The organism is Pseudomonas sp. PDM32, from assembly GCF_019219225.1.
GTDB classification, from domain to species: Bacteria; Pseudomonadota; Gammaproteobacteria; order Pseudomonadales; family Pseudomonadaceae; genus Aquipseudomonas; species Aquipseudomonas laurylsulfatiphila.
Window position 1 is genome coordinate 325,820 of record NZ_JAHUWE010000009.1, and the last position, 14,572, is coordinate 340,391.

The 14,572-nt window shown below is 61.6% G+C and carries 13 protein-coding genes; 7 read left to right on the plus strand and 6 right to left on the minus strand.

Annotated features, from left to right (window positions below):
- Positions 1-286 precede the first annotated feature (286 nt).
- Positions 287-1,204, minus strand: a complete 918-nt coding sequence (locus KW846_RS19245) for a LysR family transcriptional regulator (RefSeq protein WP_218484308.1) — start codon at positions 1,202-1,204, stop codon at positions 287-289.
- 158 nt (positions 1,205-1,362) lie between these two features.
- Between KW846_RS19245 and KW846_RS19250 the strand changes: the two genes are divergently transcribed.
- A complete protein-coding gene (locus tag KW846_RS19250) occupies positions 1,363-1,806 on the plus strand; it encodes a helix-turn-helix domain-containing protein (RefSeq protein WP_218484311.1) in 444 nt (147 codons plus the stop codon).
- A gap of 36 nt (positions 1,807-1,842) precedes the next feature.
- On the opposite strand, the gene KW846_RS19255 is transcribed toward KW846_RS19250, so the two are convergent.
- Together KW846_RS19255 and KW846_RS19260 are read right to left on the minus strand one after the other, a co-directional pair.
- Positions 1,843-2,667 carry an alpha/beta fold hydrolase gene (locus KW846_RS19255; RefSeq protein ID WP_218484325.1) on the minus strand — a complete coding sequence of 275 codons (825 nt, stop codon included), beginning with the start codon at positions 2,665-2,667 and terminating at the stop codon, positions 1,843-1,845.
- A 35-nt stretch (positions 2,668-2,702) separates the two neighbouring features.
- The gene (locus tag KW846_RS19260) at positions 2,703-3,278 is read right to left on the minus strand and encodes a flavodoxin family protein (protein ID WP_218484328.1); all 576 of its coding nucleotides are present in this window, start codon (positions 3,276-3,278) and stop codon (positions 2,703-2,705) included.
- 408 nt (positions 3,279-3,686) lie between these two features.
- Between KW846_RS19260 and KW846_RS19265 the strand changes: the two genes are divergently transcribed.
- Positions 3,687-6,491, plus strand: coding sequence for a winged helix-turn-helix domain-containing protein (locus KW846_RS19265; RefSeq protein ID WP_218484330.1), 2,805 nt, complete (start codon positions 3,687-3,689; stop codon positions 6,489-6,491).
- On the opposite strand, the gene KW846_RS19270 is transcribed toward KW846_RS19265, so the two are convergent.
- Together KW846_RS19270 and KW846_RS19275 are read right to left on the minus strand one after the other, a co-directional pair.
- A complete protein-coding gene (locus tag KW846_RS19270; protein ID WP_218484333.1) occupies positions 6,456-7,940 on the minus strand; it encodes a winged helix-turn-helix domain-containing protein in 1,485 nt (494 codons plus the stop codon). The two genes, KW846_RS19265 and KW846_RS19270, sit on opposite strands and share 36 nt — an antisense overlap.
- Positions 7,941-8,101: 161 nt before the next feature.
- Entirely contained in the window at positions 8,102-9,052 is a 951-nt protein-coding gene (locus tag KW846_RS19275; RefSeq protein ID WP_218484335.1) for a GlxA family transcriptional regulator, read from the minus strand.
- A gap of 306 nt (positions 9,053-9,358) precedes the next feature.
- Here KW846_RS19275 and KW846_RS19280 point away from each other — a divergent pair, with 306 nt between their 5' ends.
- Positions 9,359-10,081 carry a pirin family protein gene (locus KW846_RS19280; RefSeq protein ID WP_218484337.1) on the plus strand — a complete coding sequence of 241 codons (723 nt, stop codon included), beginning with the start codon at positions 9,359-9,361 and terminating at the stop codon, positions 10,079-10,081.
- Positions 10,082-10,122: 41 nt separating this feature from the next.
- Here KW846_RS19280 and KW846_RS19285 read toward each other — a convergent pair whose 3' ends face one another.
- Positions 10,123-11,187 (minus strand): AraC family transcriptional regulator, encoded by a 1,065-nt coding sequence (locus KW846_RS19285; protein WP_218484339.1) that lies wholly within the window; start codon positions 11,185-11,187, stop codon positions 10,123-10,125.
- A 162-nt stretch (positions 11,188-11,349) separates the two neighbouring features.
- On the opposite strand from KW846_RS19285, the gene KW846_RS19290 reads away from it, so the two are divergent.
- The 4 genes from KW846_RS19290 (at position 11,350) to KW846_RS19305 (ending at position 14,429) form a co-directional block, all read left to right on the plus strand.
- A complete protein-coding gene (locus KW846_RS19290; RefSeq protein WP_218484341.1) occupies positions 11,350-12,201 on the plus strand; it encodes a 3-hydroxybutyryl-CoA dehydrogenase in 852 nt (283 codons plus the stop codon).
- The gene (locus tag KW846_RS19295; RefSeq protein WP_007971197.1) at positions 12,188-12,847 is read left to right on the plus strand and encodes a TetR/AcrR family transcriptional regulator; all 660 of its coding nucleotides are present in this window, start codon (positions 12,188-12,190) and stop codon (positions 12,845-12,847) included. Before KW846_RS19290 ends, KW846_RS19295 begins: the two co-directional genes overlap by 14 nt.
- Positions 12,848-12,936: 89 nt before the next feature.
- On the plus strand, positions 12,937-13,350 hold the full coding sequence (locus KW846_RS19300) for a VOC family protein (RefSeq protein WP_116583413.1): 414 nt from the start codon (positions 12,937-12,939) through the stop codon (positions 13,348-13,350).
- Positions 13,351-13,667: 317 nt separating this feature from the next.
- Complete coding sequence (locus KW846_RS19305) at positions 13,668-14,429, plus strand: DUF4239 domain-containing protein (protein WP_007971199.1); 762 nt, start codon at positions 13,668-13,670, stop codon at positions 14,427-14,429.
- The last annotated feature ends 143 nt before the right edge of the window (positions 14,430-14,572 follow it).

The following is a 14,572-nucleotide window of genomic DNA, read 5'->3' on the forward strand; positions in this document are numbered from 1 at the left end:
GGATGGGCGCGCAGCGCCGTTCGACGCAGTCGAACTCATTGCATGTAGGTCGAAGCGAAGCCGACCGGAGGGCAATGCCCCCGGATGAATACCAGAGCGAAGGAACCCCGAGCCTAAGCGAGGGGCCGTACGTAAGGGGCGAGCGTTTTTTGCTTCCTTTTTTAGGCGCTTGTAAAAAAGGGAGTCGCCGTAAGGGCGAAACCGCCAGCCGCCGTTACCAAAGAAACGGATATGTACTCAATCAACCCAGGACCTGGTCGGCCCAAAGGCCGCCAAGGTCAAAAGCCTAACGAATATCCAAAGCCACAGACATGAACTGACTGATCCGCGAGCGCAACCACCGCTCCGCCGGATCATTGTCATGCACCCCGCTCCAGGCCATCGACAACTGCGCCGCCTCAATCTCGAACGGCGGATCCTCGGCGCGCAACCCGCACCCCTCGACCAACGCACACGCCGCATAATCCGGCACGGTAGCGATCATCTCGGTGCCCGCGAGCAACGCCCGCAACCCACTGAACTGCGGCACCCCCAGCACCACACGACGACTGCGCCCGACCTTCGCCAGATCCAGATCGATATTGCCGCTCAAGTCACCGGAAAACGACACCATCGCATGGGGCCGTTCGCAGTACTCATCCAGGGTCAGCGGCCCCGGCCGGGTATCACCGCGCAGTACTTTGCAGGGAATATCGCGCAGCTTCTTGCGCTTGGCATTGGCCGGCAGGTCCGTGGTGTAACTGACGCCCACCGAGATCTCTCCCGACGCCAGCAACGCCGGCATCAACAGGTAATTGGCCCGCCGCACAACCACGACGATGCCCGGTGCCTCCTCTTGCAATTGACGCAGCAACGGCGGAAACAATCCGAACTCGGCATCGTCCGACAGCCCGATGCGGAACACATCGCAACTGGTCGCCGGATCGAACTCCTTGGCCCGGCTGACCGCACCGGAAATGGTGTCCATCGCCGGCTGCAGCTCCTTGAGAATCGCCAGCGCCCGCGCCGTCGGCTCCATGCCGCGACCGTTGCGCAGCAGCAACGGATCGTCGAACAGATCACGCAGTCGCCCCAGCGCGGCGCTCACCGCCGGTTGACCCATGAACAGTTTTTCCGCGACGCGGGTCAGGTTCTTTTCGAACATCAGCGCCTCGAATATCACCAGCAGGTTCATATCGACGCGACGCAGATCATTACGGTTCATAGGCACGGTTCCCTTGTGTGTTCGGCCAGGCGCGAGGTTGGGAAGTGTGTCTGACTTTACCCAGGCCGTCCCGCGCTTAACGAGGAATTAACAACGATTAACTCGCAAGCCAGAGCCTTCGGGTCCAAAAATGAAGCCTACCGACTCGGACATTTACCATGGCTCACGTTCAGCAAAATGCCGCGCCCGCGCCATTCACGCCGGTGCCAAAGAAAAGCACCGGCGGCCTCAGCCCGCAGCGCGAACGGCTGGTTAAACAACTGATCCTCGAGCGCCTCGGCGACAGCCTGGAAGTCACTGAACTGGCACAGGCCTGCGCCCTCTCGCGCAGTCATTTCTCCCGTGCCTTCAAGTGCAGCACCGGACTTTCGCCGCAGGACTGGATTCGCCGGCAACGCATAACCCTGGCCAAGCAATTGATCCAGTACACCGACATGAGCCTTACGCAGATCAGCCTCGAATGCGGCTTCTGCGATCAAGCGCACTTCTGCCACCTCTTCACCCGCAGCGAAGGCATCAATCCGTTTGCCTGGCGCTGTCAGATGGTGCGTGGCCTTGAAAGCAAAAAATCGCAGCCTTCGGGCATGCACGCTACCGTGTAGGAGCTGCCGAAGGCTGCGATCTTTTGATCTGGCTTTTTAACCTTTCAAAAACGCCAACAGGTCTGCATTGAGCTGATCCTTGTGGGTGTCCGTCAGCCCGTGAGGGGCACCCGGGTAGATCTTCAGGGTCGAGCCTTTCACCAGTCTGGCCGAGGAGACACCCGCCGCCTCGTAAGGCACGACCTGATCCGCGTCGCCATGCACCACCAGCGTCGGCACGTCGAATTTCTTCAAGTCTTCGGTGAAGTCGGTTTCCGAGAACGCCTTGATGCAGTCATAAGCATTCTTGTGGCCGGCCATCATGCCTTGCATCCAGAACCAGTCGATCATGCCCTGGGACGGGTTCGCGCCGGGCTTGTTGAAGCCGAAAAACGGCCCGCTGGCGAGGTCGATGTAGAGCTGCGAGCGGTCGGCCAGCGAGGCCTGGCGGATGCCGTCGAACACTTCTAGTGGCAAGCCACCGGGGTTGGCTTCGGTCTTGAGCATCAGGGGCGGCACCGCGGAAATCAGCCCGGCCTTGGCCACGCGGCCAGTGCCGTGGCGACCGATGTAGCGCGCCACCTCACCACCGCCGGTGGAGAAGCCGAACAGCACCGCGTCTTGCAGGTCGAGCAGCTCGATCAACTGCGCCAGATCGTCGGCGTAATGGTCCATGTCATTGCCCGACCATGGCTGACTGGAACGCCCATGACCGCGACGGTCGTGGGCGATGACCCGATAGCCGTTGGAGGCCAGGAAAATCATCTGCGACTCCCAACTGTCGGCGTTCAGCGGCCAGCCGTGGCTGAAGACAATCGGCTGACCGGTGCCCCAGTCCTTGTAGTAAATCTCGACGCCGTCGCGGGTGGTGAAGGTGCTCATGGGTGATGCCTCCTTAACGAGGGTTGGGGGGTGAATCAAACCGGTAGTTGGTTCAGGCGATCGGCCAGGCGCGCCACCCGCTCGCCCAGATGCGCGGCGGTGCAGCGGTCCTCGGGGGGCGGCGCATCGTCGGGGGATTGCTCGACATTCGACTGGGCCATGGCGCCCAGTGAGCTGCCCAGGCGATTGAGCTGGCCGTTGAACGCGCCGGTGCCGGAACGCGCCGGCAGCAGGTCGAGGCCGACCCAGATCATCGAGTGCTGCGCGGCGAACACCGCCATCTGCAGCAAGGTGTTGAGTTTGTCGCCGCACAGGCAGCCGGAATTGGTGAAGCCCGCTGCGAGTTTGTCGCGCCAGGGCTGGGCCAGGTAGAACGCGGCCGTGGCCTCCATGAAGCCCTTGAAGGCTGCCGAGGCGCTGCCCATGTAGGTCGGCGCGCCGAAGATGATGGCGTCGGCGTTGTGCAGCCGCGCCCAGTGCTCGTCCACTTCCTCGACCGGGATCAACCGGCAGGTGCTGCCCAGGTGCCGTTCCACTCCCGCGGCCACGGCTTCGGCCATGACCCGGGTGTGCCCGTAGCCACTGTGATAGACCACCACCACGTTGCTCATTGCTCTGTCCTTTGTGGGAGCGAGCCTGCTCGCGAAAGCGCTGTGTCAGTCACCGCATAGACTGAATGTGACACTGCCTTCGCGAGCAGGCTCGCTCCCACATCGAGCTGCTCGCGGCTGACTGACATTTCATCCCTGCCTTCAGTGGAAGTTGAAGAAGGAGAGTTTTGGGCGTAGACCGAGCGCGCGACGAGTTAATCGTTGTTAATTTTCCTTGGCGCGCAAAAAGCCCCGGCATGTCATGCCCATCTGTCGCACCCAATGTTTTCGGGACCGACAGCCGCTGGACGATACGCTAGAGTCAATGCCTGCCCCTTCAGTCACCCGGGCGGCACGTTGCGCTGCGTAAAAAACCTGAGGAATATGCTCGTAAACCGCGAACCAGACGGCTGCAGCAGGAGCGACTCGTTGACCCTTTCCCCCGAACAGGCTGTGCATTTCGGCCCCTACCGGGTCTACCCCGGACAACGCCTGGTGATGGAGGCCGACCAGCCCTTGCGCCTGGGCCGGCGCGCCATGGACATCCTGTTGATCCTGCTGGAACACGCCGGAAATGTGGTCAGCAAGCAGCAATTGATCGCCCGGGTCTGGCCCGACAGCGTGGTCGAAGACATCAACCTGCGGGTGCACATGGCCGCGTTGCGCAAGGCGCTCGGCGACGGTCAGGCCGGCCAGCGCTACATCGTCACCGTGGCACAGCGTGGGTACAGCTTCGTCGCACCGCACTCACGGGAGCCGGTCGAACAAGCGCCGGCGCCCGTGTCCTGCGTGCCGAGCCGGCATAACCTGCCGGTGCGCCGCACACGCATGATCGGCCGGCGGACGCTGGTCGACAATCTGGTGGATCAACTGCCGCGCCAGCGCTTCATCACCCTCGTCGGTCCCGGCGGAATCGGCAAGACCACCGTGGCCTTGCGAGTCGCCGAACAAATGATCGGTCGCTACCGGGACGGCATTCGCCTGCTGGACCTGGCCCCGATCAACTGCCCGCTGATGATCAACGGTCATCTGGCGACGTTGCTTGAATTGGCCCTGCACGACGACGAATCCCTGAGCGGGCTGGCGGACTACCTGCGTGACCGCCACATGCTGCTGGTCATCGACAACTGCGAACACTTGGTCGACGCCATCGCCCTGCTCTGCGAAAACATTCTGCGCAGTGCGCCGCACGTGCACATTCTCGCCACCAGCCGCGAGAGCCTGCGGGCCGAAGGCGAATTCGTCCAGCGCCTGGCATCACTCGACTGCCCGCCGCCCATCGCCGTCCTCGACCGTGCCCAGGCCATGACCTTTTCCGCCCTGCAACTGTTTGTCGAGCGGGCCATGGCCAGCCATGACAGCTTTGAACTGACGGACGATGAACTGCCGCTGTTGATCGACATCTGCCACCGACTGGACGGCATTCCATTGGCCATCGAACTGGCGGCGGCGCAAGTGGGCAACTTCGGATTAGCCGGTTTGCTGGCGCAGTTGCACAGCAGTTTCCGGGTGTTGACCCAGCCCTGCCAGACGCCCCCGGCACGCCATCAGACCCTGCGCGCGACACTGGACTGGAGCTTCGAGCTGCTCAACGCCTGCGAAAAGACCTGCCTGCGCCGACTGAGCGTGTTTCGCGGCGGCTTCACCCTGGAGTCCGCAGCGGCGGTGATTGTCGGCGAACACATCGAACCTCGCGAAGTCTTCGGCTCGATCACCCAACTGGTCGCCAAGTCCCTATTGAACGTGGAGGTGGGCGATGAGGATGTTTACTACCGTCTGCTCGATACCACCCGCAGCCATGCGCTGGAAAAACTCGCGCAAAGCCCTGACCTGCCCGGCACGCGGGAGCGCCATGCCGAGCGTTGCCTGGCGCTGATGCAACAGGCGCAGGACGAATGGGAGAACACTTCGACCGGCCTGTGGCTCGAGCGCTATGGCCGGACCCTGGAGGACATCCGCGCGGCCCTCGACTGGGGTCTGCACGCGCAGGGGCCGCAGGCACTGGCGATACGCCTGACCGCAACGTCCACGCCCCTGTGGCAGGAGCTGTCACTGCTCAAGGAACACGGCGGTTATGTGCGCAAAGCCCTGGCCCTGCTCGAGCAGTCTGCCGAGCCGTGCCCGCGCTTGCAGATGACCCTCAAGCTGGCCCTGGGCAGTGCCTGTTACCACGTTCAAGGCGCGAGCGCCGAAACCGTTGGCGCCTTTGTCAGCGCCAGAACCCTGGCCAGCCGACTCAACGATGTGGCCGGTCAACTGCGGGCGATTTCCGGTCATCTGGCGGTCAATCTCAGTTGCGGCCAATACCAGATGGCCCTGCAACAGAGCCGGCAATTCGATCAACTGGGACTGCATGACGACGCCCTGTTATCCCTGAGCACACATCGATTGCGGGTGCTTGCCCTGCATTTTTCCGGCGACCAGCAACAGGCCGGGGAGTATGCCGAACAGGTACTGCAACGCATGGCCCACAGTGGTCACCTCAACCGTTTCACCCATGGCTTCGGCGTGCAATACGACCAGAGTGTCGCGGCGCTGACCATCCAGGCGCGCATCCTCTGGCTGCGAGGCCAACCGGAACAGGCCTGGCGCGCAGCCCGGCAGGCGCTGGACATTGCGTTGCAGATCAACCACGGCACGTCGATCTGCTACACCCTCGCGCTCGCCGGCTGCCTGATCGCCTACTACAACGGTGATACCCGCAGCGCCCGCGAACTCCTGCGCCTGCTGCTGCAACAGGCGCAGAAACACTCGGTCCTGCTGTTCCATACCTGGGCGCAACACTACGCGCAGGTGATCGGCGGCGTCGATGTCGCGCCCGCCAAGCAACGAAGTGTCGGTTTGATCAAGGACATCATGGTCACGCTGGACTCCACCTGCGTCGATGACGACTTGCTCGAACGTGCGCAAAACGGTGCGTCGGGCTGGAGCACGGCAGAGATTCTACGGGCCAGGGCCGAGACGTTGCTGGCAACGGAGTGTCCGGCCAACACCGCGATGGCTGAAACCGTGTTGCTCAAGGCACTCGACGTGGCAAGAACCCAGGGCGCCCTGGCCTGGGAGCTGCGCAGCGCCACCTCGCTGGCGCAATTGTGGCAGCGTCAGGGTCGCCACCAACGGGCGCATGCATTGCTGGCGCCGGTCTACCAGCGCTTCACCGAAGGTTTTGCCACGCCGGACCTGAAGGCCGTGCGCCACTTACTCGGTGAGTTGCATTGCCACTTGCCGGTCTGAAAGCCGGGGCGTTTGACTGACGTAACCGGCATAACGCATTTCAAGGGTGCGCAGCTCACCACTGAGTTCGAGCTTTTCCAGGGCGTAGGTGCGGGTGGTATTGAGAAAGCGGTAACGGATCACCCCGCCGCCCTGCTCCAGGGAGAGCAGTGATTTGAGTGCGAGGTTGTCCAGCACGTCGGCCAGCTCGGCGACCGGTAACGCGTCGCCACTGATCACGCCTATCGCGGCATCCTGGGTGAAGGCCATCTTGAATACCGCCAAACGCTGCAACACGGATTGCTCCAGCGGATTCAACCGTTCGTAGCTCCAGTCCAGTGCAGCCTTGAGCGTCTGATGCCGGGGGACGGCCGTACGGCGGCCTTGGGACAGCAACTGAAAACAGTTATCGAGTTGCGCTTGCAACCCCACCAGCGCCAGCGCATCGATTTGCGCCGCCGCCAATTCAATCGCCAGCGGCAGGCCGTCGAGGCGCCGGCAGATTTCCCGTACGGCCCTGAGGTCCTGTTCGCGCAAGGTGAAGCCTTGTTGACGGGCCCGGGCACGGCTGACGAACAACTGCACCGCCGAATAGCCCATGACCTCGGCAACGCTGCGCAGCGCCGACGTCGGCGGCACCGCCAGCGGTGGCAGACGCAACACGGTTTCGCCCGCGGCCTTGAGCGGCTCGCGGCTGGTGGCGAGGATCGACAGTCGCGGCAGCGATTGCAGCAGAGTCTCGACCAACGTCCGGCAGCGTTCGAGCAGATGCTCGCAGTTGTCCAGGACCAACAAGGCATGTCGCTGCGCCAGCGCCTCCAGCGTGGTGCCGACCTCCAGCCCAAGGGTTCGTGAGAGATGATCGGTCACTTGCGCCGGGTCATCGATCGCCGCCAGGTCCACCAGCCACACGCCGCGCCGATAGTACTGCAACAACAGTTCGGCCACGCGCAAGGCCACGGTGGTCTTGCCGATCCCGCAAGGCCCGACCAGGGTCATGAATCGGCGCACCGGCAACTGTCGCACCAGGCTGCCGACCACCGCATCGCGCCCGGTGATCGGTGTGAGCCGCGCCGGCAAGTTGTGCAGGGGCTTTTTTACGGTATCGCTGGGGAACGCTACGGCCTGCGGCGAATGCTGTACCGGGGCGACAAAACTGTAGCCGCGCTGGGGAATGTTGACGATGTAGCACTGACCGTTCTGCCCGTCGCCCAAGGCCCGACGCAGGGCGGCAATGTGCACCCGCAGGTTGATCTCTTCGACCACGGAGCGTGGCCAGACCTGCGCAATCAACTCGTCCTTGCTGACCACCGAGCCCGCGTGCTCGACCAGCACCTGCAACACGTCCAGGGCGCGGCCGCCCAGGCGCAGCGGTCGATCACCCTCCAGCACCAGTCGCTGACTGAGGTGGAAAGCGTAGGGTCCGAACTGAAGCACCGCTTCGTTGCTGACATCTCTGAGGCTATTCATGGGCATTTACCCGCGGGACACCTGATCTGGCACGTGAGTCCATCCAGGCTCCGCACCTTCCTTGCAATGAGTTACCTCGTATCTTGGCAGCCCTCTGTGACGGTACAACCGCCACAGGGGGAGCGTCACGGCCATTGCGGTGCGCGCAACGGACATGCGCGCTAGCTGAACTGCTCGCGGTATTGGGTCGGGGTCAGGCCAAGCTTTTCACTGAACAGAAAACGCATGTGCCGCACGCTGCCGAAGCCGCTTTTGAAGGCCACGGTCTTGAGCGGCAACTCGCTGGTTTCCAGCAGGTTCCTGGCGCAATCGATGCGCGCGCTTTGCAAAAACTCCATCGGCGTCATGTCCACCTCCCGGGCGAACACTCTGGCGAAATGCCGCGGGCTCATGTTGGCCAGGCTCGCCATGCGCTCGATGCTGAAGGACTCGTCGAGGTGCTCGAGCACGTGGTTCTGCACGCGGGTAATCGCCGTTTCGTGAGGCGCCACCGCCGCCATCAACGGGCTGAACTGTGCCTGCCCGCCCTGACGCTTCATTACGACCAGCAACACCTTGGCCACGTCCTGGGCGACTTTTTTGCCGTGGTCCTGCGCCACCACCGACAACGCCAGGTCGATCCCGGCGGTGACGCCGCCGGAGGTGATCAGGTTGCGATCCTGGACAAAGATCTGGTCGGTTTCGACGGTCGCCTTCGGAAAGCCCTTGATCAGCCGCTCGGTGTAGTGCCAGTGGGTGGTGACCCGATAGCCGTCGAGCAAGCCCGCATGCCCCAGCACGAACGCCCCGGTGCAGATCGAGCCGTAACCGGCGGACCGGCTGACGTTGTGCCTGAGCCAGTCGAGCAACGGCGGATGCTTTTCGTTGTAGGCACCGGGACCACCGGGTACCAGCAGCAAATCAAAACCTTCGCAAGCCTGATCGATGTGCCGGTCGGCCTGCACGCTCAGGCCATTGGACGCGCGCAATGCGCCGGGTTCGGTGCCGATGGTCGACAGCACATAGTGATCGTCGGGTTTCAGATAACGGTTGGCGATGGAAAACACTTCCATGGGCCCGGCCATATCGAGCAGGAGAAAGTCGGGAAAAAGCACCATTGCCACGGTTTTCATGGATTGGAATTCACTGGATTAATTGAGACGGTGCACATCCCCTGTGGGAGCGGGCTTGCTCACGAAGGCGGTGGGTAAGTCAGCATGGATGTTGATTGACCCACCGCCTTCGCGAGCAAGCCCGCTCCCACAAAAGACATGCCATTCATCAGGGCCGAATATCGGAACAGAATAGCTGATTTGCGCTCATAAACTGTCAACCATTAGGAGACAGTATTTCAATTTTCATCTACTTATTGCACAAACCAGTAAACATTAACCTTCTCCTCACTCGGACGAATTCACGTCCCCACAGGAGATTTCATCATGCTGACTCTTCGCAAAGCCTCGGATCGTGGCCTGGCCAATCACGGCTGGTTGAAGTCGTTCCACACCTTTTCCTTCGCCAACTACCGCAACCCGAAAGAGCAGGGTTTTTCCGACCTGTTGGTGATCAACGACGACCGCGTCGCCGCCGGCAAAGGCTTTGGCCAGCACCCGCATCGCGACATGGAGATCTTCTCCTATGTGCTTGAGGGTGCCCTGGAACACAAGGACACCCTGGGCACCGGGTCGGTGATCCGCCCCGGCGATGTGCAACTGATGAGCGCTGGCAGCGGCGTGGCTCACAGCGAGTTCAACCACTCCAGCACGCGGCCGGTGCACTTTCTGCAGATCTGGATCGTGCCCGACGTCAGCGGCGCCAAACCGCGCTATCAGCAGGAGCACTTCAGCACCCAGAAAAAACGCGGGCGCCTGCAACTGATCATCTCGCCGGACGGCGCCAAGGGTTCGCTCAAGGTGCGTCAGGATGCACGGGTGTATGCCGGCCTGATCGACGGCAAGGAAAGCGCCACCCTGGAACTGGCCGCCAACCGTTATGCCTACGTGCACGTGGCCCGGGGCAGCGTCGAACTCAACGGCGTGTTGTTGCAGGAAGGCGACGGTGTGCGGGTTCGTGATGAACAGGCACTGACCTTGAACAACGGCGTGGACGCTGAAGTATTGGTCTTCGACCTGCGCCCGCAGGAACTGCCGGAAATGCCATGACCGATCCCTGTGGGAGCGAGCCTGCTCGCGAAGGCGGAGTGTCAGACGACATCACTGTTGAATGACCTATCGCTTTCGCGAGCAGGCTCGTTCCCACAGTCCCCCTGATAACGGGCCCGATAGCGCCCCGGACTTTCCCCGGTCCACTTCTTGAACGCCCGATGGAAGGCGCTGGGCTCCTGGAAGCCCAGTTGCTCGGCGATATCGCTGATACTCGCGTCGCTCTGACGCAATTGCTCAAAGGCCACGCCACGACGTACTTCGTCCTTGATCTCCTGATAGGAACAGCCTTCGCGCTCCAGCTTGCGGCGGAAGGTGCTGGGGCTCAGGTGCTGTTCCAGGGCAAAGGCCTGCAACGTCGGCCATTCACTGTAGTGACTGCCGCGCAAGCGCTGATGAACCTGCGAGGCCAGGCCATGCTGGTTACGGAAGCGGATCACCAGCCATTGCGGCGCGGTGCGCAGGAACACTTTCAGCGACGCCAGGTCCTGAACCACCGGCAGGCGCAGGTAATGGCTGGCAAATTCGATTTCAGTGCGCTCGGCACCGAAGGTCAGGTTGGGGCCCCAAAGCAGGCGGTCGTCACTCAGTGACAGGCGCGAATGGCGGAAGTCCGCTCGGTCAATGGGAATGCGCCGCCCGCCCAGCCAGCACAGCAGACTGATCATCAACACCAGGAAGGTTTCTTCGCCAAACCGGCTGGCATCGTTGTCCTTCGAACGGGTCTGCAGGCTGATGACCGCACGCTTGCCTCGCACGGCCAGCGCGCCACGAAAGTCGCGCAGGAACAACCCGAAGTTGGCCAGGCACTGACGCATGGCCTTGTGCAGATCGGGCTCCTGAATCAGGGCGCGGCAAATCAGGGCGAAACTGCCCGGCGGCATGCCATGGGAATCGAGTCCGAAAAACTCGTCGTCGAGTTCGCGAATCTGAATCAGCCACAACGCCGCAAACGCGTTGGCCGGCACCCGCGCCGTGGGTTGTTGCATGACCGCCGGATCAATGCCCGCCCGTTCGAGCACGGCCGTCACGCGCTGCGGATCGTCCTTCAGCCCATGGATCATTGCCTGCACGAAATAGGCGGCAACCGAGTCCTTTTCCCGCATTGGTTCGCTTCTCTCTCATCACCCGAATGGCAAAAAACATCAGTGCCGTTGAACAGTTTTGGCATAGGACAACCGCCCTGCCGGCTCTAGACTCGCGGCAATAGTACGCCTTCGGCCGCATTCGCGGCCAAGGTATCGCAGGGTTTGATCGAAGGACGGAAAATGAATCTGCAAAACATCGGGGTAATCGGCGCGGGCACCATGGGCAACGGCATCGCACAAGTCTGTGCCATGGCCGGTTTCAACGTGACCCTGCTCGACATCTCTGAAAGCGCGTTGCAAAAAGCCGTCGCGACGGTCGGTAAAAACCTGGACCGGCAGATCGCCAAGCAGACCCTGACGCCGGAGCAGAAACAGGCCACCCTCGACAAAATCCGCACCAGCACCGATTACAGTGTCCTGCGTGACGCGCAACTGGTCATCGAAGCGGCCACTGAGAATCTCGACCTGAAACTGCGTGTGCTGCAACAGATCGCCGCGCAAGTCGGCAGCGAATGCGTCATTGCCTCCAATACCTCGTCGCTGTCGATCACCCAACTGGCCGCCAGTGTCAGTCAGCCAGAGCGCTTCATCGGCCTGCATTTCTTCAACCCGGTGCCGGTGATGGGCCTGATCGAAGTCATCCGCGGCCTGCAAACCAGTGACACAACCCACCAACTGGCGCTGGACATGGCGACCACCCTCGGCAAAACCGCGATCACCGCCGGCAACCGTCCGGGTTTCGTGGTCAACCGGATCCTGGTGCCGATGATCAACGAGGCGATCCTGGTGTTCCAGGAAGGCCTGGCCAGCGCCGAAGACATCGACGCCGGCATGCGCCTGGGCTGCAACCAGCCTATCGGTCCGTTGGCCCTGGCGGACCTGATTGGCCTGGATACCCTGCTGTCGATCCTCGAAGCCTTCTATGACGGATTCAACGACAGCAAATATCGCCCGGCGCCATTGCTCAAGGAAATGGTCGCTGCCGGTTACCTGGGGCGCAAGACGGGGCGCGGCTTCCATGCCTATGCCTGAGCGTTGCTCGCGCTTTGCCGAGTACCGGGACAAGGTCCTGGAGCTGTTTGCCTGCAAGGGGTTCGGCCAGGTCGGCATGCGTGAGCTCGCGACGTGCCTGGGGCTGTCCCCAGGCTCGCTGTATCACCATTACCCCAGCAAACAGCATCTGCTGCTGGACCTGATCGAGGAGTTCTACGAGGAGCTGCTGGCCACTCTGGGGCGCATCCAGCAAAAAGCGCCCGGCAAACGCGACAAACTCAACAGCCTGATCCGCGCCCATCTGAATCTGCACCGGGAAATGCCTTGGCATTTCCGCCTGGTGGAGCGCGACAGCGGTTGCCTGAACGAAGAGCAACAGGCTCGGGTCCGGCAACTGCGCGAGCAATACGAACGCACCTTGCTGAAGATGCTGGGCGCGAAGTCGCGTTTCAGCGAGCAAGGCCTGCTGGCCGCCGGGCATGCCATTGGCGCGCTGCTCAACAGCGCCCCCAGCTGGCTGACGCCCCATGTGCTGGACGAGCAGGAACGCGAGGAGCTGCTGGAAAGCATGGTCAGCGGCGCCATCGAACGTGTGCTGGCACCGCGGCGTGTGCCGGAGGCGATAAGCCTCGCCCGTCCTATGGAAAAAACATCTAAAGAAACACAAGCTCCGACAAAGATTTAGCGCTTTGCTTGTCGGCTCGACACAATCGGAATTCGCCGAAAAAACCGGCGTCCAAACCGATGTATGTACTCGAGCACCTGGAGCCGACCATGAAAATCAATCCCTACCTTATCTTCAACGGCGACTGCAAAGCCGCCTTCACGTTCTACGCGAAATGCCTGCAAGGCCAGATCGAAGCCATGTTGACCTTTGGCGAAACCCCTGCGGGTGAGCATTTCCCCAAGGACCTGCACAACCTGATCATCCATACCCGCCTGATCGTGGGCGATCAGGCGCTCATGGGGTCGGACACCACACCGGATCGCCCCGTCGATAAAATGAGTGCCTGCTCGATTTCACTCAACGTCGACAGCATTGCCGAGGCCGAACGGGTGTTCAATGCACTGGCGGACGGTGGCAGTGTGCAGATGCCACTGGAGACCACGTTCTGGGCGGCGCGCTTCGGCATGCTCGTCGACCGTTTTGGTGTGTCGTGGATGGTCAATTGCGAAAAGGATCAGTGAACGGCCTTTGTCGATCGACAGAAATGAAGGCTCAAGAAAGCCCAATCTGAAAAGGTTGGGCTTTCTGGCAACTCCCGGCCTGTCTGCTACCGTCAACTTGCCACATCGATAGCAGCGAACCAGAGGAGCAAACCCGCTATGCCAGCCCATGACCTGTCCTGGCCCAGCCGTTTCAAATGCTTGCTCCTGGAGCCTATGCCAACGGTCCGCTGTGGGCTCGCGACGTAACGACCATCGAGGGACGCAAGCTCGAAAGCAGCGTGATCAAGTACCGGTAGATATCTCCCCCCGGAAGGTAGCGTCAACGGAGGTTGAATTTGAATGACCTGGTGATCGCCCTCATTGTTTTCGCCTGCCTGTCCGCCAGCGCACTGCTGGGTTCGTACGTGAGGGAGCGGTTACCGAGCCATCATCTGAGTGATGACTCCGTGGCGGTGCTGAAGCTGGGCACCGGCCTCATCGCAACGATGTCGGCGCTGGTCCTCGGACTGCTCGTTTCCACTGCCAAAGGCACCTTCGATACGGCCAATGCCGAGTTGGAGGGCGCGGCGGCGAAAGTGATTCAATTCGACCGCTTGCTGGCCCGCTATGGCCCCGATACCCAGGGCATCCGCACCGAACTCAAGCACAACTACGCCGAAGTCACCCAAGTGCTCGCGACCCGCGATCGCCGTCAGATTGCACAACTCGACAGCCCCGAAGTGATACGTCGCTCCGAAGGCCTGCAACGCCAGGTCGAATCACTGTCTCCCGATAACGATGATCAGCGCTCACTCAAAGCCAAGGCATTGCAAGACATGGACACCGTGTATGCCGCCCGCTGGCTGACCCTGCTGCAGTCCAATCAATCGATTCCACCGGTGATGCTGGTGATCCTGGTGACGTGGCTGGGGATTATCTTCGGCTCGTTCGGCCTGTTTGCACCGCGCAACGGGACCATCGTCGTCGTCTTGTTGATGTGTGCCCTGTCGACGGGGGCGACCATCCTGCTGGTGGAGGAACTCAATCGACCGCTTGATGGTTTTATCTGTGTATCGCTGGAACCGCTGGAGCACACACTGGAGCGGTTGGGGCAGTAGTTTGAATTTCCTGCTGGCAAAAACAAAACCCCAACTGCTTTCGCAATTGGGGTTTCGGAATTTAATCTTGACGATGACCTACTCTCACATGGGGAAACCCCACACTACCATCGGCGATGCATCGTTTCACTTCTGAGTTCGGG

What these genes read in the sequence shown, in the direction of transcription:
- KW846_RS19275 (WP_218484335.1), bottom strand. Translation starts at nt 9,052, where the DNA reads ATGAAAACCGTGGCAATGGTGCTTTTTCCCGACTTTCTCCTGCTCGAT.
- KW846_RS19260 (WP_218484328.1), bottom strand. Translation starts at nt 3,278, where the DNA reads ATGAGCAACGTGGTGGTGGTCTATCACAGTGGCTACGGGCACACCCGG.
- KW846_RS19290 (WP_218484341.1), top strand. Translation starts at nt 11,350, where the DNA reads ATGAATCTGCAAAACATCGGGGTAATCGGCGCGGGCACCATGGGCAAC.
- KW846_RS19295 (WP_007971197.1), top strand. Translation starts at nt 12,188, where the DNA reads ATGCCTATGCCTGAGCGTTGCTCGCGCTTTGCCGAGTACCGGGACAAG.
- KW846_RS19270 (WP_218484333.1), bottom strand. Translation starts at nt 7,940, where the DNA reads ATGAATAGCCTCAGAGATGTCAGCAACGAAGCGGTGCTTCAGTTCGGA.
- KW846_RS19250 (WP_218484311.1), top strand. Translation starts at nt 1,363, where the DNA reads ATGGCTCACGTTCAGCAAAATGCCGCGCCCGCGCCATTCACGCCGGTG.
- KW846_RS19300 (WP_116583413.1), top strand. Translation starts at nt 12,937, where the DNA reads ATGAAAATCAATCCCTACCTTATCTTCAACGGCGACTGCAAAGCCGCC.
- KW846_RS19280 (WP_218484337.1), top strand. Translation starts at nt 9,359, where the DNA reads ATGCTGACTCTTCGCAAAGCCTCGGATCGTGGCCTGGCCAATCACGGC.
- KW846_RS19255 (WP_218484325.1), bottom strand. Translation starts at nt 2,667, where the DNA reads ATGAGCACCTTCACCACCCGCGACGGCGTCGAGATTTACTACAAGGAC.
- KW846_RS19245 (WP_218484308.1), bottom strand. Translation starts at nt 1,204, where the DNA reads ATGAACCGTAATGATCTGCGTCGCGTCGATATGAACCTGCTGGTGATA.
- KW846_RS19285 (WP_218484339.1), bottom strand. Translation starts at nt 11,187, where the DNA reads ATGCGGGAAAAGGACTCGGTTGCCGCCTATTTCGTGCAGGCAATGATC.